The sequence below is a fragment of the Photobacterium lutimaris genome (assembly GCF_003025555.1).
Taxonomy (GTDB): Bacteria; Pseudomonadota; Gammaproteobacteria; order Enterobacterales; family Vibrionaceae; genus Photobacterium; species Photobacterium lutimaris.
The window spans coordinates 126,891-145,451 of sequence record NZ_PYMH01000011.1 but is presented as its reverse complement, the minus strand read 5'-3'; the positions used below and the strand labels follow the sequence as shown (position 1 = coordinate 145,451).

Sequence of the window (18,561 nt, the reverse complement as noted above, 5' to 3'; positions counted from 1 at the left end):
GCTGGGTATGCCTCTAGATATTTTTATCCTTACCTAGCGACAATAGCATGATACAAATCACCGCTACAGCCGCGAAGCCAGACAGGATAATGACAGGCATGGCCGCATAGCCCAGTACATGCCAGAAGATGGACTCTAATGTACTCATGGTTTCTCCTTATCTGCAGCTTACTGCCAGCCTTCGATACCCGACATATCAGGCAATTTATGGGCAATACCTTTATGACAATCTACACACGTTTTATCACCGGATGCCAGGGCCGTTGAGTGCTGTTTCGCACTGCGGCTACCCTGCTCGGAGAAGTCCATGTATTCGAATTCATGACAGTTACGACACTCCTGCGAATCATTTTCTTTCATCCTGTGCCATTCCCGGTTAGCAAGATAACCCCGCCGCTCTTCGAATTTCTCTTGAGTATCAATTGTCCCCATCGCGTGGGCCACCAGCTCTTTCGATGCCTGAACCTTACGAACAATTTTATCGGTCCAATTATGCGGTACATGACAGTCTGAACAAATTGCACGAACCCCTGAGCGGTTAGCAAAGTGAACCGTTTCCCGGATCTCTTTTACAATCGGGGCATGGCAGCCTGCACAGAACTCTTCGGTGTTGGTTGCTTCCATACCGGTGTTAAACGCCCCCCAGAACAGCAAACCGCCCATGAAGCCCATAAATAGCACCAGACCCACTGCGACCTTACTTGGTGAGGTAAACCTACGCCAAAAGGTTTTTAACATTTTCATTGATAGCCTCTCTTTAAACTGGCTAATTAACGCAGTGCGTCGACACGCTCAAAATCATTTTCAACCAACGGCTTCGCATCCGCTTGTGGCACGTGGCACTGTAGACAGAAGTAGCGAGCAGGTGACACATCGGACAGTACCTGGCCTTCACGCGGTGACTGATAGTGCGTTACGCTGATCTTGGTCGCGCCCATTTCATTGGCATTTTTCCAGCTATGACATGCCAGGCATTTATTCGCATTTTTCGACACTTCATAGTTGCGGATCGTGTGTGGTACCAACGGCGGCTGGTACACATAATCGCTATCGATCGTACCTTGGTCGCGTGGGTAGCGTTTCATTGGATCCGCAGCACGGGTAGCCTCCAGCTCACTGGCACCACGCAGCGACTCAAGGCCACCGATACCGCCTGGGTTTTGCAGCTCTTCTGCACTATGCACAGTACCGGCCAGCACCATGCCCAATGCCATTACTGCTAGAACTAATCGTTTCATTGTATTCTCCGCCTATCGGCTAAAATCAGGTCAAGGTAGGGCTGTCCGGCAAGCAGCCAGACAACCAACCTGTTCAATGTGTTGCTATTTATACTTTGGTGATCTTCACAGGACACTTCTTGAAGTCTGTCTGCTTCGACAATGGATCCGTCGCATCCAGAATCAGCTTGTTCACCAAAATACGGGCATCAAAGAATGGGATAAATACCAAGCCCACTGGCGGGCGGTTACGACCACGGGTCTCAACTCGACAGCGCACTTCACCTCGGCGAGAAGCAACCAGCACTTCATCTCCGCGACGCAGGCCGCGAGATTCGGCATCGTCCGGGTGGAGATAACACAGTGCATCCGGTACCGCTTTGTACAGCTCAGGAACACGACGAGTCATGGTACCGGTATGCCAGTGTTCAAGCACGCGCCCGGTTGACATCCATAGGTCATATTCTTCATCAGGCACTTCCGGCGCTGGCTCAAACGGTGCAAAGATAATGTTTGCCTTGCCGTCTTTGTGGCCGTAGAAACGGAAGCCTTCACCTGCCGGTACATATGAGTCATGGCCTTCAGAGAAACGCCATTTCGTTTCCTTGCCATCGATCACCGGCCAACGCAGACCTCGAACCTGATGGTAGGTATCGTAAGGGGCCAAGTCATGCGCTTTACCACGACCGAATGCCGCGTATTCTTCGAACAGGCCTTTCTGTACGTAGAAGCCCTGTGCTTTGGCATCATCATTCAACGGCTGTGCATCGGAAAGCGGGAACTTGTCGATCTGACCATTTTTAAACAGCATGTCGTACATGGTCTTGCCACGGTACTGCGGTGCTTTGGCCAGTAGTTCTTCGCCCCACACTTCCTCGACGGTGAAACGCTTGGAGAACTCCATGATCTGCCAAAGGTCAGATTTTGATTCACCTTGGGTCTCAACCTGCTGGTACCAAGCCTGGGTACGACGCTCTGCGTTACCGTAGGCACCTTCTTTCTCTACCCACATTGCGGTTGGCAGAACAAGGTCAGCGGCCTGGGCTGTCGCTGTCGGATACGGGTCTGAACATACGATGAAGTTCTCAGGATTACGGTAACCCGGCAGGCGCTCTTCGTTAATGTTTGGGCCAGCCTGCATATTGTTGTTACACATTACCCAGTAGGCATTCATCTTGCCGTCTTTCAGCATACGGTCATGCAGGACAGCATGGTAGCCTGGTTTTGGTGGAATCGTACCTTCAGGCAGTTTCCAGATTTTCTCTGCAATCGCACGGTGCTTAGGGTTTGCCACCACCATGTCAGCGGGTAGACGGTGGGCAAAAGTACCCACTTCACGGGCAGTACCACACGCTGATGGCTGACCGGTTAGCGAGAATGGGCTGTTACCCGGCTGAGAAATCTTACCGGTTAGCAAGTGGATGTTATAAACCAAGCTGTTCATCCATACACCACGGGTGTGCTGGTTCATACCCATGGTCCACAGTGACATCACCTTGGTCTTAGGATCGGCATATTGTTTTGCCAGCTCAATCAGCTTCTCTTGTGGCACACCCGACATCTCAGCGGCTTTTTCTACCGTGTACTCGGCAACAGAAGCCTTGTACTCGTCGAATGTCATCGCGTGCATGGCACCGGAATTGGCATTCTTCGCTTTCTGCTGACGTGGGTCTTCGTCACGCAGGCCGTAACCGATATCGGTATCAGCACGCTTGAAGTTAGTGTGCTTGTTCACAAACTCCCAGTTAACCGCATCATTCTGGATGATGTAGTTAGCAATGAAGTTACCAATCGCAAGGTCGGTCTGCGGTTCGAAGATCATGCCGTTGTCTGCAAGTTCAAACGAGCGGTGGTAATACGTCGATAACACATTAACTTTAACATGTGGGTTGCTCAGGCGGCGGTCAGTCAGGCGGGTCCATAGCACCGGGTGCATTTCCGCCATGTTTGAACCCCAAAGCACAAAGGAGTCAGCATTTTCGAAATCGTCGTAACATCCCATCGGCTCATCGATACCAAAGGTACGCATAAAGCCCACAACCGCAGATGCCATGCAGTGGCGTGCATTCGGGTCAATGTTGTTAGAACGGAAGCCGGCCTTCATCATTTTCGATGCGGCATAACCTTCCATTACCGTCCATTGGCCCGAGCCAAACATACCGACACCCGAAGGACCGTGCTTCTTCAGTGCTGCTTTCCATTTTTCAGCCATCACATCGAACGCTTGATCCCAAGAAACAGGCTGGAAGTCGCCATCTTTATGGAACTTGCCGTCTTTCATACGCAGCATCGGTGTCTGCAGACGATCCTTGCCGTACATGATTTTTGATAGGAAGTAACCCTTGATGCAGTTCAAGCCCTTGTTAACAGGGGCTTCAGGATCACCCTGAGTGGCCACAACGCGACCATTCTGCGTACCCACAAGCACTGAACAACCTGTACCACAAAAACGACAAGGCGCTTTATCCCACTTAATTTTGGTTTCGTCAGAACTAACGATTAAGTTAGTTGCAGATGCCGGCAGCGAGATCCCCGCCACAGCTGCTGCCGATGCAGCGGCGTTTGCTTTTACAAACGCGCGTCTTGTCATTTTCATGAATCTTCCTCAGATTGCGAGTCGAACTGTTCGATTTGGTGATACACTAAAAACGTGGTTAAAACGTGTTCTAAGTTATTAATTTTATCTATGGTATCCGTCACATAGCCCTGGTTTTCAGTTTCCAGAACCACGATGACCTTCCCTTCTTCACTGTCGCCGTAAATTTCTGCATTCGGCATTGCTGCGATCTGCTCTTTAACCGAGGTCAGATACGCCGGCTTTACATGAACAACCAAGCTGGAAATGTGTACTTCTTGTAATGCCATCGCTAATTCTCTTCGTTATTGTGACTCACCATGGTGATCGCCGATGCCGGGCATACCGACACACACCCGCCACATCCTGTGCAGGTTGACGTATCCAGTTCAGGCCGGGCGACACCGCCCACTTGCAGCCTGAACCGGATAGCCATTACCTCACACGCATCGCCGCAGCTTCGGCACTCAATATTCTGCTGGGCAAGACAACCCTCATTAACTTGCGCCACCAAAGGCCATGGCTGCTCTGATTTCGACTGAAACAAGGGCTCGGGACACGCATCGGCACAGCGGTAACAGAATGTGCATTCACCACGCTGAAAGTCGACAGCAGGAAACCCACCGTCGCCTTTGGCAATAATCTGTGTTTCACACGCGTTGATACACTTGTTGCACCGGGTACAGGTATCGGTGAACGTCTCTTCGTCCACCACCCAGGGCATTCGCTGCAGGTCAGGCTTGCGACGCCGTGTCAGTAACCGACGACGGGAACGATCAAACATTGACTCAGTCCTTCGTAAAATATTATTAATAAAAATAGTGATTACGGGCAGCAGCTTGGCTATAAACGCAAAGGTGTACCTATAAACGGCTTGAATGACTTACAACAAATAATCACAAGCTGTCATTTTTTTACACGACAAGTGTAAATCCCGTAATAAATGCTTAAATACCTAGTAAGGGCTAATTAGGGGTGAAATTTGTCTTGGATCAATAAATTTAAATGCGCACCCTCTCAATATAAAAAAGCCAAGCTTTCCTTGGTGTGGTTAGCTTTTACTCCAATCGCACTAAAGATCACCAGTTATCTGTTAAATATAGAACAGAAATAAATAGAAAAATGCTCTCTCTTCATCTTTAAGGTAACGATTTAAAAGGAAAATTTGTGAAAAATAGGCCTCTAAAGCCCGTCACGACTACGATTGCCAGAGCTATGCTGGCCATCTTGCTTCTTTCTGTGGTCACAACCAGCTTTGCCTTGCTGACCCTCGCGTCGAGTTTGAATGATGCAGAGGCAGTGAATGTCTCCGGCTCACTGAGGATGCAAAGCTACCGATTAGCCTATGATATCCAGACCCAATCCCCCCAGCTCAACGTCCATTTGGATATGTTCGAAAAATCATTGTTCTCGCCGTCTATGGCTGCGCTCGAACATTGGACGGTACCAACCAATATCAAAAAGCATTACTACAACTTGATTGGCCGCTGGGAAGATCTGCACCCCTTGTTACATAATGGCAATGAACGCTTGTTTCTCAGTGAAGTTGTCAATTTTGTCGACCGGATCGATCAATTTGTCTACGAGTTACAAGAATTTTCAATTATCAAATTACAGGTGCTCTCGGTCGTGGGGGGCCTTGGCTTGAGCTTGATCCTGATTGCCGCGCTGTTCACCATCCACTTTACCCAGCGGAAAATCGTTACCCCGCTCAATCAAATGGTCACGGCCAGCGAGCAGATACAGGAAGGTAAATTCGACCTCACCCTCGATGTCAAAAGTGATAATGAACTGGGGATATTAGCTGGCACCTTCACCACCATGGCGGCAGAACTTGGCAAGCTCTATCGCAACCTGGAGATGAAGGTCGATGAAAAAACCCGCCGTCTCCGCCAGGCCAATGATTCTCTGCAAGTACTGTATGATTGTTCGCAAGAGTTATCACAAAGCCGCCTGAGCACCAAAAACTTTGCCGTGATGCTCGAGACCCTGCTTGATATTGAAGGGTTGACCGCCGCCAAGCTGATCATCGAAGAAAGCACTGGCAACAACACCGAAATCATCGCAGGACAGCCATCGGGCAATAACTGGCATTACCATGATCTAGAACTCGACGGCCAAGTGCTCGGGCAGTTGTGGTGGCAAGATACCCTTCCCTGCCCTGATAAGAACTTGATTGAAAACCTTTCCCATACTTTGGCGCGGGGGATCTACTACAATCGGGCACAGAAACAATCGGAACAATTATTATTGATGGAAGAGCGGGCAACGATTGCACGCGAGTTGCACGACTCCCTCGCCCAGTCACTGTCTTACTTGAAAATCCAGGTAGCCTTGCTAAAAAGGCAGCAAGGGCAAGAGGACCAAAACCAGGCTAAGGCCATCATCAGCGACATAGACAACGGACTTTCAGGGGCTTATACCCAGTTAAGGGAACTCCTAAGTACCTTCCGCCTCACAATCAAAGAAGCAAACTTTGGTGAAGCATTGGTAGAAATGCTAAAACCATTAGAAGAACAAAGTCATGCTTTAGTGCTCATTGATAACCAACTTTCATCGCTGAGTCTGGATGCCCACCATCAGGTGCACTTGCTGCAATTGATCAGGGAAGCGGTGCTCAATGCGATAAAACATGCGCAGGCTGACGAAATCATCGTCACCTGCCAGCAGGAATTGGACACAGTAACGATCAAAATCAGCGATGATGGGATTGGTTTTGATCCGGCCAGTGAAAAACTCAATCACTACGGCCTAGCAATTATGACCGAACGGGCCTCACGCCTGTTAGGTAATCTGGAAATAAATACAACCAAGGGGGCGGGCTGTGAAATCACTCTTCAGTTTCAGCCTGAATTCCAAGGATAATAATATGACGTGTTGGAAAATAATGATTGTTGATGATCACCCCTTGATGCGCAGGGGGATCAGCCAACTTCTCAGCTTTGAAAACGACTTCGAAATGGTCGGTGAAGCCAGCAACGGGGCTGATGCCGTATTACTTGCTCAGGAAAAAGAGCCGGATCTGATCCTGCTTGACCTGAATATGAAGGGTATGTCCGGCCTTGATACCCTCAATGCCATGCGAGCAGAAGGGATCCAAGCCCGTATCGTCGTGCTGACGGTGTCTGACAGCCGCTCAGATGTCAAAGCACTGATCAATGCCGGTGCCGACGGCTACCTTCTGAAAGACACCGAACCCGATCAGCTTATTGCCCTGCTGAAACAAGCGATGTGTGGCGGCCAGGCCTTCAGTGATTTGATCCGTGAATATCTAGCCGACAGCACCGAGCAAGACTCCTTGCTTGATAGCCTGACCGATCGGGAAATGCAGATATTAAAAGAAGTCGCGAAGGGATACCGCAACAAACAAATTGCCGATAACCTGTTCATCTCTGAGGCAACCGTTAAGGTTCACATGAAGAGTTTACTGAAGAAACTCCAAGTGAAATCAAGAACAGCGGCCACGGTGCTTTATCTGGAGTCGCAGGGGCAATAATGGGCAATGCTTACTATTGTGAAGATACTAAATAATAAAAAAACCGCACGAATGCGGTTTTTTTATTAACACGATACTGAAGAGATAATATCCCTTTCTTTCGATTCAACCCAACTGACGTCAAACGGCCCCCAGTCACTGAGCTGGTAGTAGCCATCGTTATGGCGCTTGCCGTCTTGGACAAAAGCCAATTCAATGCCAAACCCTGGTAGGGCTTTGAGTACATCCTGAATGGTACGACGTGGCCAACCGGTAATTTCAATCAGCTTAGGGACATTGGGACGATCTAGCTGCTCTACAAGCAAAGCAAGATAAAGACGACGAGCAAAAACCGGATTCAATTCCATTGAGACCTCCATAATTTGAGGTTTTCATTATTCCGACTTCTGCCCGCGGGGTGTTGAGTTTGATCAATATGAGGGAGGATTTCCCTGTTTTAGTCGTGATTTTCGGTGATCCAGGTCGCAAAATTCAAGAGCGTGTCATTCCACAAACAAAAAAAACATTTTTAAACAATAACTTGAAGTATCACACACAAAGACCAAACACACGACGCTTTAGGCGCTTCCCCCTACCGATAACTAACACGGCTTATAGGTATTCTTAATAAGCCTAGTCTCCTATACTTTTGACAATCAAACATAGACCTTGAAACCGGCCTCGAAGGCCACCCAAAGGAGCAGCTATGATCCCGGCTTTTTGGTGCGTTATCGTCATGATACTGATTAACTATTTACTGGCAGGGATTGGAGGGTGGCTAACCGTTCGCCAAACTGGCAAGCTTGATATCAACCAGCCGCGCATTCAAGACCGTGAGCTAACCGGTGCAGCCTCCAGGGTAAAAGCGGCCCAGGCCAATGGCTGGGAGATCCTCTCGGTTTTCTCTTGCTGTGTTTTTATCGCCCACCTCTCAGGCGTACCGGCCCATGAGTCGGCCCTGCCCGCCTACTTATTTATCATCAGCCGGATACTCTATTTCATATGCTATGCCTTCAAGCTCAGCCCATGGCGAACCATCGTCTTTGTACTTGGGATCTTGGCCAATATCTGGCTGATTAAACTAGCGATAAGCTATGGCGGCTGAAGCCGTTGCACCCCCCGTCTATTCCCGCTATAAAGGGAGACCAAGTTCACAAAATAAGTCAGCCCAAATAAATATGAACACAATTGCTTACGGCATCAAGAACTGCGACACCATCAAGAAAATGAAAAAGTGGCTAGAAGCCGAAAATGTTGCATTCACCTTCCATGACTACCGTGTCGACGGCCTAGACCGTGGCATGCTAGAACAGTTTGAGGCAGAGCTAGGCTGGGAAGCCATGGTCAACAAGCGTGGTACGACCTACCGCCAGCTAAGCGACGAACAAAAAGCCGGCCTTAACCAGCAAACTGCCATTGAATTGATGCTGGAATATCCAGCCATGATCAAACGCCCGCTGTTGGTTCACAACAACGGCTACCACTTAGGCTTCAAGCCTGCCCAGTACCAAGAAATTTTCCAAACGAATTAAGGAAGGATACAAGGATGTCAGATAGCCCGGTTCTCGCCCTGGCGAAAGATTTTATCAGCCGCCAGTCAGTGACCCCTGAAGATGCTGGCTGCCAGGACGTGATGATTGAACGTCTGGAAAAACTCGGCTTCAAGATCGAAACCATGGTGTTCGAAGATACCACCAACCTTTGGGCTCGCCGCGGCACGGAAGCCCCACTGTTTGTCTTTGCTGGCCATACCGATGTGGTCCCAGCGGGCAACCGCGACAAATGGCATACTGCGCCTTTCGAGCCGACCATCATTGATGGCTACCTTCATGGTCGAGGAGCTGCAGATATGAAAGGGTCATTGGCCTGTATGATTGTGGCTATCGAACGCTTCTTAGCTGAGAATCCCGATCACAAAGGCTCTATCGCCCTACTGATCACGTCAGATGAAGAAGGCCCGTTCATCAACGGTACCACCCGTGTCATTGATACCCTGGAAGCCCGTAATGAGAAAATCGATATGTGCATTGTCGGCGAGCCATCAAGCACCCATGCCGTGGGTGATGTGGTAAAGAACGGCCGCAGGGGCTCAATCACCGGTGATATCAATATCAAAGGCACCCAAGGGCATGTCGCCTACCCACACCTTGCCGATAACCCGGTTCACCGTGCTATGCCGGCACTGGCCGAGCTCGCAGCCACTACATGGGACAACGGTAACGCCTACTTTCCACCGACCAGCTTCCAAATCGCCAACTTGTCTGCTGGGACCGGCGCGTCGAATGTGATCCCGGGTGAGTTCCATGTTCAGTTCAACTTCCGGTTCAGTACCGAGTTGACTGTCGATGATATCAAACGCAAGGTTCACTCTGTGCTTGATGCCCACGGGCTTGACTACGATCTGGCTTGGACCTTCAGCGGTCACCCCTTCCTCACCGACGAAGGCACGCTGCTCGACGCGGTGGTCAAAGCGATTGAAGAGGTGAACCACAAAAAACCAGAGCTGCTGACCACTGGCGGCACCTCTGACGGCCGCTTCATTGCCCGTACCGGTGCACAGGTTATCGAGCTAGGCCCGGTCAATGCAACCATCCACAAAGTGAATGAATGTGTGAAGGTGGCCGATCTGGAAAAACTCACCGACATGTACCAAAAAGTGATGGAAAAAGCCCTTTAATGGTTAACCACCCAAGCAAAGCCCGGCAGCATACCGCCGGGCAACTTACCGGGCAAGAGACCAGCCACCTGGTCTCGCTCAACCCTGCCGGTGGACACCCTTTTGTCCACCAGCAAATGCTCCCGGCCTTTCAGGCACTAAAGGAAGCGGCCAATCAAGCAGGTTTTGATCTTCAGCTTGCCAGTGCCTTTCGCCCTTTTGATCGCCAGTTACTGATTTGGAACAGCAAGTTCTCCGGCATGCGACCGATACTTGACAGCAATAGCCAACCGCTTGATCCTGCCAACCTCAGTGAACTGGAGAAAATCCACGCCATTATGCGCTGGTCAGCCCTGCCCGGCGCGAGCCGCCACCACTGGGGTACCGATATCGATGTGTACGCGGCAAATTGCCTACCCGAAGGTGAACCGCTACAGCTCGAACCTTGGGAGTATGCCTGCGGTGGTCACCAAGCTGAGTTCAGCCAATGGCTAACCGCCAATATGGCCGCTTTCGGTTTCTATCTTCCCTATGCCGACGATCGCGGTGGCGTCGCGTGCGAGCCTTGGCATATCAGCTACTTTCCGGTTAGCCGGTATTTACTTTCACAACTCACGCCGGACCTGCTCAAGTGCACACTGAGCCAATCGGAGCTTGCCGGAAAGCCGCACATACTGGAAAACCTTGATAGACTCTACAGTAGGTACATCGAGAATATCTGTGAAGTGTAAATGGAATAGTGGCAACAAAGCCAAGCAAGGGAAGCGCCTGCGGCGGCAGCATCGCAGGAAATAGCCTCGCAGGCATAATCGCTGCTCAGCCCAAATGCCCAACCGCATAATAGCGACAACAGCGCATAATAAACGCCTGCTCCTCTTTTAGCTCCGCCCCCTGGCGGAAGAACAGCGTTAGCCCGGTATTAATAGGGTTGACCATAACATCGACATCGAGCTTCTGTAACAGCTTGAGCTTTACGTAGGGTTCAGCGACTTTATCCGGCAACAGCCCCCAACCATTGCAGGATATCATCTGGCACATCACATCCACATTGCTGACCACATGGTACTTCGGTGCCAGCTTGGCCAGGGAGTGGCCCGCATTGATATCATTTTCGCTCACATACTGGGTATAAAGTTGCACCTCGCGCAAACTGGCTGATGGTTTTTCCAACAAGGGGGAGTCAGGGCCGACATAAATTGAAAGTGCCAGGTTTCCCAACGAGGCAAAATTGATCTCCCGCTCAGGGTGCACTGATCTCTGGTGCTGCAAAATCGCCAGCTGGCCAGTATCACGCAATATCCCCTCAAACGCCTCTTCACGGTTGCGGTGCAGCCAATTCAACGACACCTGGGGATAGGCACGCCGCATCTGCTTCTCGAGAAACACCAATAATTCCGGGGGGACTGCCGCATCATGATACAGGGTAAGGCTTAACACCTCCGAACTGAAAAATGCCTGGCTGAATGATTCCAGCTCTTCACTTTGCCTGATCAACAGTTTGGCCCGGAGATATAGCGCATCGGCCTGCGGGGTAGGCCGGGCTTTGCGCCCATCGATGGTAAAAAGCGGAAAACCCAAACCATCCTCATAGCTAATCACCTGCTCGCGCACGGTGGCCCGCGATTTTTGAACCGCTTTGGCGGCGGCACTGTAAGAGCCAGCTTCATAAACGGCGACAAAGCTCACCAGTTGTTCCAAGGTATGCATCACACTTCCTTGTTAATTTGGGATGGAAACCCCGTCCAAAAGTGATTTTTATTGTTAAATATTCTAACCGATAATGGGGGTGTCATTTATGTTATTTGTCTTCTTCCAACTGGATAAAAGTATGAAACTCTCTAAGTCTATACTGGTCATCGCCCTGGCTGCAGCATCTGGTTCGGCACTGGCCAACGCAGATCTGATCTTTACCAATGGGGATATTGTCACTGTAACCGGTGAGGCCGACCGCGCTCAGGCTGTTGCAATCAAAAACAGCAAAATCATCGCCGTTGGCAGCAACGCTGACGTTCTGAAAGAGCAAGGCAGCAACACTGAAGTTCGTGACCTAGGCGGTAAAACCATGACCCCTGGTTTTATCGACTCTCACGGCCACTTCTCTCAATACCTGCCATTGATCAACTCACCGTTTGTTTACCCTTCACCTCTGGGTAACAGTGACTCGCTTCCGGCAATCCAAACAATGATTGCGGAATATTTGGCACAACCAGGCCTCGACAAAGACAGGCTGCACTTTGCTTTCGGTTACGATAATACTGAGCTGGTTGAACAACGCCACCCGACCCGTTGGGAACTGGATGATATCTCTGGTGATTTCGCCCTGTGCCTAGTGCATATCTCTGGCCACTTAGCAGTATGTAACTCAAAAGGCCTGGACGTTATCGGCTACAACAAGGATACGCCAGCCCCTGCCGGCGGTGTGATCCATAAGACTAAGGAAGGCGAACTAACCGGCCTGATCGAAGAGTCGGCGACCTATGCCATGTTCCCCCATCTGAATATCTCGCCTCAAGAGCTAGTCGTTAACCTGGCCAAGGTACAAGACATGTTCATGAGCTACGGTGTGACAACTGCCCAGGAAGGCCTGGCGATGGCGCACACCATGCGTAGTATGAAGCAGATGGCCGATAACAACCTGCTGAAGATTGACCTGTTGAGCTATGCCAAGTGGACGGATTTCGAGGGCATCATCAACGATATGCCAGCACTGGGTAAATACCACAACAACTTCAAATTTGCCGGTATGAAGATCACCGGTGACGGTTCACCACAGGGTAAAACGGCTTACCTGTCGACGCCGTATTTCGAAGTGCCCCACAGCCACGCATACCACTACCATGGCTATCCGGTACTGAACCAGGAAGAAATGAACCACTTCGTGGACATCGCGTTTAAACACAACGCGCAACTGATCAGCCACGCCAACGGCGATGCGGCAGCCGATCAGCTGATCAACGCCGTTGAAAAAGCCAACAAGAAGTATGGCGAGCGCGATCACCGCACCACGATCATTCACGGCCAAACAGCTCGCCTCGACCAGATTCAGCGCATGGTAGAAGCCAACATGATGGCGTCTTTCTTCCCAGCACACACTTATTTCTGGGGCGACTACCACAAAAAATCGGTATTGGGTCCCTGGCGTGCATCGAACATCTCACCTATGGGCTGGGCGAACGAGTACGGCCTGAAGTTTACCATCCACATGGATGCCCCTGTTGTTTACCCGGACCAGATGCGCAACATGTGGACCGCGGTTAACCGTATCACCCGCAGCGGAGAAACATTGGGGGAATGGCACAAGATCAGTCCTTACCAGGCGCTGGAGGCCGTCACTATCCACGCGGCTTACCAGAATTTTGAAGACGCAGAAAAAGGCACCGTTGAAGTCGGCAAGCGTGCAGATCTTGTGATCTTGGAAGCCAATCCACTGGATGTTGATCCGATGGTGATCAAAGATATCAAGGTGTTGGAAACCATCAAGGACGGAAACACGGTATTTACCCTGTAGAGATTGCGTTAGCGTGAGCGGCTCAAGCGCACACTTAGACAATATGAGCTTGCGGGAAGGTCGCACATACTGAAAAACCTTGATAGTCTCTATAATAGATACATAGAGACTATCTGTGAGGTGTAAATGGAATGGCTACTTAACCCGTGGGTTATCAGCATCATTGTCGTTAGCGTGGTGGTCGGTAACATTGCGGCGCTGAAATACACCGCTAACATGAAATTTGGCCACAAGGACAAAGTCAAATACATGTACGATAAAAGCCGGCGCGAGCAAGAACTCGATGAGCTAATCGAGAAACAAACCGCCAACGATAAAAACCAAGATTTAAAAAACCTCAAAAAACACACATAAAAAAACGAGAGCATCAAGCTCTCGTTTATATATTCTTCTATTACAAGCACTTTGCTAATACTGCTTATTGTTTTATCTATGTCCGTTGCTGTAAGCACAAAGACGAAGCGCGAAGTTTACGGACGTAAATGAGCACTTGAGATGACGTTATAGCTAGTTTGCCGACGGCCTCACTGGTTATGCTCGTGGGAGGTAGTCAGCGATCCCCACCCACTTGTAGCTTGTTAACTCTTCCAGCCCCATCGGACCACGGGCATGCAGCTTCTGGGTCGACACGGCAACTTCCGCGCCGAGACCAAACTGCGCACCATCGGTAAAGCGGGTCGATGCATTGACGTAGACCGCAGCTGAACCTGCGGCATTAACGAAGCGCTCTGCCGCTAATAGGTCGTTGGTCATGATGGCATCGGAATGACTGGCGTTGTGTTTGCGCATGTGGGCAATGGCTTCATCCACATCTTTTACGATTTTGATCCCCAAGGTGAAGCTCAACCATTCGGTGTCGTAATCACCTTCGGCGACACGGCGCAGGCTTGCCGCTTTGCCTTCAAGCAGCTCGTAGGCATTCTCGTCAGCAACGAGGTCAACATTACTCGCATTCAAGCGCTCGGTCAGGCGAGGCAAGAAAGCCTCTGCGACTTTCTCATGGACCAGTAGGGTATCAAGGGCATTACAGGCCGACGGCCGCTGTACCTTGGCATTTTCCACCACATCTAGCGTGCGCGAGAGATCAGCTGAGGCATCAACATAGACATGGCTGATACCGAAACCACCGATGATTACCGGGATGGTACTGTTTTCCTTACACATTTTGTGCAGGCCAGCACCACCGCGAGGGATGATCATATCGACATACTGATCCATTTTAAGAAGTTGGGAAACCAGCTCACGATCAGGTTTTTCAATGTACTGTACCGACGCCTTTGGCAGCCCAGTTTTCTCAAGGGCAACCTGGATCACTTTAACCAACTCCATATTGGAGTGGAACGTCTCGCGGCCACCACGAAGGATACTGGCGTTACCGGTTTTCAGGCACAGGGCAGCAATATCGATAGTCACATTCGGGCGAGCTTCATAAATCACACCCACCACACCCAGTGGGACACGACGGCGACTCAGGCGCATGCCGTTTTCCAGTACTTTGCTGTCGAGCTCCGATCCCACGGGATCATTGAGGCTGATCACATTGCGGACATCGTTAGCAATACCGGCCAAACGCTCGGCATTAAGTAGCAGGCGATCGACGAGTGCGTCGGTCATACCGGCTTCTTTTGCAGCCGCAATATCTTTGGCATTTGCAGCCAAAATAACGTCTTGGTTTGCTTCTAACTCATCGGCAATCACTGCCAATGCGCGATTTTTCTGTTTCGTTGCTGCCGTTGCGAGTTCAAAAGCAGCCTGTTGCGCCGCTTGGCCCATCAGTTCAAGGTTCATGTTTTTCCCTTACGGTTCAATACGTGTTAGATGACGACCAAGTCATCACGGTGTACAGCAACCGGGCCATATTCATAACCCAACACCTGATAAATATCCTGGCTGTGTTTACCGGCAATTTTCGCCAAATCGTTGCTAGAATAACGGCTGATCCCGCGGGCAAGCAGTTCGCCTTGGGTATTGAAAATCCGAGCCACTTCTCCGCGCTCAAACTCGCCTTTCACCTCGGCAATCCCTTTTGACAGCAGACTGCTTCCTCGTTGTTGCACCGCCACCGCTGCACCTTGATCTATCACGATATCTCCGGCAGGAGGAGGACCAGCCAAAATCCAACGCTTACGGCTTTCCAACGGTGATTCAAGGGGTAAGAAACGCGTACCTACTGATGTGCCCTGGGCTAAATCCGCCACCACATCTGGACGACTACCAGCAGCGATAATCACTTCAATACCCGCACGACGTGCAACATCGGCCGCCTGCAGCTTGGTTGCCATACCACCGGTACCAAGGCCGCCGACACTGCCACCAGCGATCTTGCGCAAGGTTTCATCGATGGTATGCACTTCACGGATCAGCTCGGCGTCTGGGTTGTTGCGGGGATCAGCGGTAAACAGGCCAGGCTGATCGGTAAGCAACAATAGCTTATCGGCACCCGCTAGGATACCGACCAATGCCGACAGGTTGTCGTTATCACCGACCTTGATTTCAGTGGTGGCAACGGCATCATTTTCGTTCACAACCGGGATAATACCGTTGTCCAGCAGGGCAACAATCATATCGCGGGCATTGAGGTAGCGCTCGCGATCATCGAGATCCGCACGGGTCAGTAGCATCTGCCCCACATGCAGGCCATAGATACCGAACAGGCTTTCCCACTCTTGGATCAAGCGGCTCTGGCCGACAGCAGCCAATAATTGTTTGCTCGCCATGTTTTTGGGCAGTTCGGGGTATCCTAAATGTTCACGGCCAGCGGCAATGGCGCCTGATGTCACGATAATGACCTTGTGGCCCTGACGGCGCAGCTGTGCGCACTGACGAACCAGTTCAACCATATGAGCACGATCCAGCTTTAGCGTTCCACCGGTCAGTACGCTGGTACCCAGCTTGACAACGATAGTCTGTGAACTGTGCTTAACCTCTTGGTTTTGAGACCCGTTTTTCGCGTCTACGGTTACCAAGCCCTTGCTTTGTACATTTAGGATATTTGTCTCTGCCATGGGGATAAAACAAAAAGAATAAGTAGAATGATGTTGTATCAACACCCTTTAAAAATCACAAGAAAAATGCGCCAATTAGGCGCATTTTTCTTCATTTAAGATCCGCTTGGATTATTAGGCAACACTGCCAAGCTCAGGCTCTTTCAAGACCTTTGAGGGCGATAAGGTCAATTTAAACTCTTTTTGCAACAAACCTTCCAATTTTGGATAGAAATCTTCTAAGGTCTGCTGCACGGCTTTCTCATGTTTGGCCGGAACCGGATCCTTCACCCATTCGCCAGCACCGTCGTAACGACCAAAGCCATAGTGATAATCAAACCCTTCATCATTGGCTTCAATGATGAACCACCAGCCCCAGAACTCACGCTCGTCAGGCGCCTTTTTAGCACTGACGCAACTTGAAAGGCAATCAAAGAAAAAATGCCCTTCTGAAGACAGAGGCTGACGTAAATAAGGTCCCAAGGCGGTCAGCTTTGTCATCAAACGCCCATGGGGCGGGAAAGTCTTTTCGGTCGTCATAGTCATCTCCATCCCTAGCAATAATTTACCTATTCCATTTAAGCCATAAACCGCTCGCTTGGCAACAATTTATTTACAAAACAGACATATTGATAAAGACTTCTTAATAACGATACGTACTAGGCGAGCTTTTCCTTCAGCCAATCAACGACCGTGGTCATTGCACGGTGATAGCCGTCGTGCAACGGTTTCTCAGGTAAGGTAACGGCCTTGCCGCCGCGGCTCGACATCGCAATAAGCTGGTTATCGAATTCCGAACATACCGGGTCCCCCTTAAGGCCAATCCCCAGCATTGGCACATCAATCTTGCGACGCCCCAGCAAGCCCTGATGCTTGAGGGACCATGCAGAAAGGTGGGAGACCAAGCTAGACTTCGACACGCCATTTTTCCCCAGCCGAGATGCAAGCATATCGAGATACATCCTCGGCATGGCATCCAACCGCTTGGGATCGGCCAATCCGCTATGGATAACCCCACCGATACTTATGCAGGTTTTCAAACGACTCGGCTCAAGAAATCCCAAGCGGATAGCGGCATTACCACCAAAACGCAGTCCCAGCATTGCCACCCGGGTATGATCGACCCATGGCACATCCATGATCTGTTGCAACAAGGCCTGGTGTAATCGGCTGGTATCTTCAGTCAACGACCAATGGCTACTGTGGCCGACCGAAGGCATATCCAGGGTGATCATCGCAAAGCCAGCAGGCCCGAAGTATTTTTGGTACAAACGCAATAAATCGGACTGCAGGGAATCCAAGCCACCACTGACAATCACGGTTGGCAATAGCTTGTCAGTACAAGGTAAATGAATAAAGGCCTGGAAGGTCTTGTTCTGGTATTTCACATCAATGGTGCGCATTTGGTGCGGCATGTTTTCCATTGCATCGCGATAAGCTTGATTGGCTTGCAGCTCGGCCTGGGCAGACAGATCATCCCCTTTCAGGTGCGGGTAGGCTCCGATGCTGTAGTACATACTGGCATTGATTAACTGCTCTGCCGCTTTTTCTTTTTCACCCTGATCAAGTAACGCACGCGCAGCTTTGTGGTACATTCCCCCCGCCTGGCACCACTCGTATACCCAGTTTCCTGGTTTGTAACCAATGACCGTGTCCAGTAAGTCATCACGGGTACGCGGTGCTTCGGAGTTAGCCATTCGAGAAAGGATCGCCTCCAGTTCAATAGGGTCGACTCCCTGCCAAATCCACTGAGGGCGGCGCATCACTCGGTACCATCCGACTTCACTGTCACCATCAAGGGCACTGTGGATCGGGCTATCAGCGATATTGGCCAACTTCACCAAACTCGAGGTTTCTTTGGAGGTTTGCCTCGGGGCAAAGAGCTTTTCGGAAAGATTGGTATTGGACGATTCAGACACGTTTAGCTCCATATCGGTTAACACACGCCGAACTAAACAATGAAACCAGCATAGCAACCTCAGCATTGCAAGAGCCAATATCTGTTTAGTTATCGCATGTGCTTATAGTGTTTATATTTTTAAAGTATACCACCCAACAGGTACTTACAGTATGAGCCGGCAGACAAATCCCATTAGTTGTAGAACCTGTACACCGCACTAAAAAGAAGTCAGCTATGCTTTTACAT

Annotated in this window: 20 protein-coding genes; 8 read left to right on the top strand and 12 right to left on the bottom strand. The window is 50.3% G+C overall.

What is annotated here, in order from left to right; translation table 11 throughout:
- Nucleotides 1-13: 13 nt before the first annotated feature.
- The 6 genes from C9I99_RS20075 to napF all read right to left on the bottom strand — a co-directional run bounded on the left by C9I99_RS20075 (nt 14) and on the right by napF (nt 4,576).
- On the bottom strand, nt 14-148 hold the full coding sequence (locus C9I99_RS20075; protein WP_107350611.1) for a TIGR02808 family protein: 135 nt from the start codon (nt 146-148) through the stop codon (nt 14-16).
- 20 nt (nt 149-168) lie between these two features.
- Nucleotides 169-744: a NapC/NirT family cytochrome c gene (locus tag C9I99_RS20070; RefSeq protein ID WP_107350610.1), complete on the bottom strand. Its 576-nt coding sequence runs from the start codon at nt 742-744 to the stop codon at nt 169-171.
- A gap of 26 nt (nt 745-770) precedes the next feature.
- Nucleotides 771-1,238: a nitrate reductase cytochrome c-type subunit gene (locus C9I99_RS20065; RefSeq protein WP_107350609.1), complete on the bottom strand. Its 468-nt coding sequence runs from the start codon at nt 1,236-1,238 to the stop codon at nt 771-773.
- 88 nt (nt 1,239-1,326) lie between these two features.
- Nucleotides 1,327-3,813 (bottom strand): periplasmic nitrate reductase subunit alpha, encoded by a 2,487-nt coding sequence (gene napA / locus C9I99_RS20060; protein WP_107350608.1) that lies wholly within the window; start codon nt 3,811-3,813, stop codon nt 1,327-1,329.
- The gene (locus C9I99_RS20055; protein ID WP_107350607.1) at nt 3,810-4,082 is read right to left on the bottom strand and encodes a chaperone NapD; all 273 of its coding nucleotides are present in this window, start codon (nt 4,080-4,082) and stop codon (nt 3,810-3,812) included. The genes napA and C9I99_RS20055 overlap by 4 nt, the downstream gene beginning before the upstream one ends.
- A 2-nt stretch (nt 4,083-4,084) precedes the next feature.
- The gene (gene napF, locus C9I99_RS20050) at nt 4,085-4,576 is read right to left on the bottom strand and encodes a ferredoxin-type protein NapF (RefSeq protein ID WP_107350606.1); all 492 of its coding nucleotides are present in this window, start codon (nt 4,574-4,576) and stop codon (nt 4,085-4,087) included.
- Between the two features lie 383 nt (nt 4,577-4,959).
- On the opposite strand from napF, the gene narQ reads away from it, so the two are divergent.
- Entirely contained in the window at nt 4,960-6,657 is a 1,698-nt protein-coding gene (gene narQ, locus C9I99_RS20045) for a nitrate/nitrite two-component system sensor histidine kinase NarQ (RefSeq protein ID WP_107350605.1), read from the top strand.
- Nucleotides 6,658-6,661: 4 nt separating this feature from the next.
- Nucleotides 6,662-7,288 carry a response regulator gene (locus tag C9I99_RS20040; protein ID WP_107350604.1) on the top strand — a complete coding sequence of 209 codons (627 nt, stop codon included), beginning with the start codon at nt 6,662-6,664 and terminating at the stop codon, nt 7,286-7,288.
- A gap of 65 nt (nt 7,289-7,353) precedes the next feature.
- Here C9I99_RS20040 and C9I99_RS20035 read toward each other — a convergent pair whose 3' ends face one another.
- The gene (locus C9I99_RS20035) at nt 7,354-7,635 is read right to left on the bottom strand and encodes a winged helix-turn-helix domain-containing protein (RefSeq protein WP_107350603.1); all 282 of its coding nucleotides are present in this window, start codon (nt 7,633-7,635) and stop codon (nt 7,354-7,356) included.
- A gap of 338 nt (nt 7,636-7,973) precedes the next feature.
- On the opposite strand from C9I99_RS20035, the gene C9I99_RS20030 reads away from it, so the two are divergent.
- The 4 genes from C9I99_RS20030 (at nt 7,974) to C9I99_RS20015 (ending at nt 10,654) form a co-directional block, all read left to right on the top strand.
- The gene (locus tag C9I99_RS20030) at nt 7,974-8,372 is read left to right on the top strand and encodes an MAPEG family protein (protein WP_107350602.1); all 399 of its coding nucleotides are present in this window, start codon (nt 7,974-7,976) and stop codon (nt 8,370-8,372) included.
- Nucleotides 8,373-8,445: 73 nt separating this feature from the next.
- Complete coding sequence (locus C9I99_RS20025) at nt 8,446-8,799, top strand: ArsC family reductase (protein WP_107350601.1); 354 nt, start codon at nt 8,446-8,448, stop codon at nt 8,797-8,799.
- Between the two features lie 14 nt (nt 8,800-8,813).
- On the top strand, nt 8,814-9,944 hold the full coding sequence (gene dapE / locus C9I99_RS20020) for a succinyl-diaminopimelate desuccinylase (protein WP_107350600.1): 1,131 nt from the start codon (nt 8,814-8,816) through the stop codon (nt 9,942-9,944).
- A complete protein-coding gene (locus C9I99_RS20015) occupies nt 9,944-10,654 on the top strand; it encodes a M15 family metallopeptidase (protein WP_107350599.1) in 711 nt (236 codons plus the stop codon). Before dapE ends, C9I99_RS20015 begins: the two co-directional genes overlap by 1 nt.
- Before the next feature lie 85 nt (nt 10,655-10,739).
- Here the strand turns inward: C9I99_RS20015 and C9I99_RS20010 are convergent, their stop codons facing one another.
- Nucleotides 10,740-11,630, bottom strand: coding sequence for a LysR family transcriptional regulator (locus C9I99_RS20010; protein ID WP_107350598.1), 891 nt, complete (start codon nt 11,628-11,630; stop codon nt 10,740-10,742).
- 121 nt (nt 11,631-11,751) lie between these two features.
- Here C9I99_RS20010 and C9I99_RS20005 point away from each other — a divergent pair, with 121 nt between their 5' ends.
- Together C9I99_RS20005 and C9I99_RS20000 are read left to right on the top strand one after the other, a co-directional pair.
- A complete protein-coding gene (locus tag C9I99_RS20005; protein WP_107350647.1) occupies nt 11,752-13,431 on the top strand; it encodes an amidohydrolase in 1,680 nt (559 codons plus the stop codon).
- A 126-nt stretch (nt 13,432-13,557) separates the two neighbouring features.
- Nucleotides 13,558-13,785: a DUF2897 family protein gene (locus tag C9I99_RS20000; RefSeq protein ID WP_107350597.1), complete on the top strand. Its 228-nt coding sequence runs from the start codon at nt 13,558-13,560 to the stop codon at nt 13,783-13,785.
- A gap of 177 nt (nt 13,786-13,962) precedes the next feature.
- On the opposite strand, the gene C9I99_RS19995 is transcribed toward C9I99_RS20000, so the two are convergent.
- The 4 genes from C9I99_RS19995 to frsA form a co-directional block, all read right to left on the bottom strand.
- Nucleotides 13,963-15,219 carry a glutamate-5-semialdehyde dehydrogenase gene (locus C9I99_RS19995; RefSeq protein ID WP_107350596.1) on the bottom strand — a complete coding sequence of 419 codons (1,257 nt, stop codon included), beginning with the start codon at nt 15,217-15,219 and terminating at the stop codon, nt 13,963-13,965.
- 26 nt (nt 15,220-15,245) lie between these two features.
- Complete coding sequence (gene proB / locus C9I99_RS19990; RefSeq protein WP_243734656.1) at nt 15,246-16,436, bottom strand: glutamate 5-kinase; 1,191 nt, start codon at nt 16,434-16,436, stop codon at nt 15,246-15,248.
- A 114-nt stretch (nt 16,437-16,550) separates the two neighbouring features.
- A complete protein-coding gene (crl, locus tag C9I99_RS19985; RefSeq protein ID WP_107350595.1) occupies nt 16,551-16,955 on the bottom strand; it encodes a sigma factor-binding protein Crl in 405 nt (134 codons plus the stop codon).
- A 119-nt stretch (nt 16,956-17,074) separates the two neighbouring features.
- Nucleotides 17,075-18,334, bottom strand: a complete 1,260-nt coding sequence (gene frsA, locus C9I99_RS19980; protein WP_107350594.1) for an esterase FrsA — start codon at nt 18,332-18,334, stop codon at nt 17,075-17,077.
- Nucleotides 18,335-18,561 lie beyond the last annotated feature (227 nt).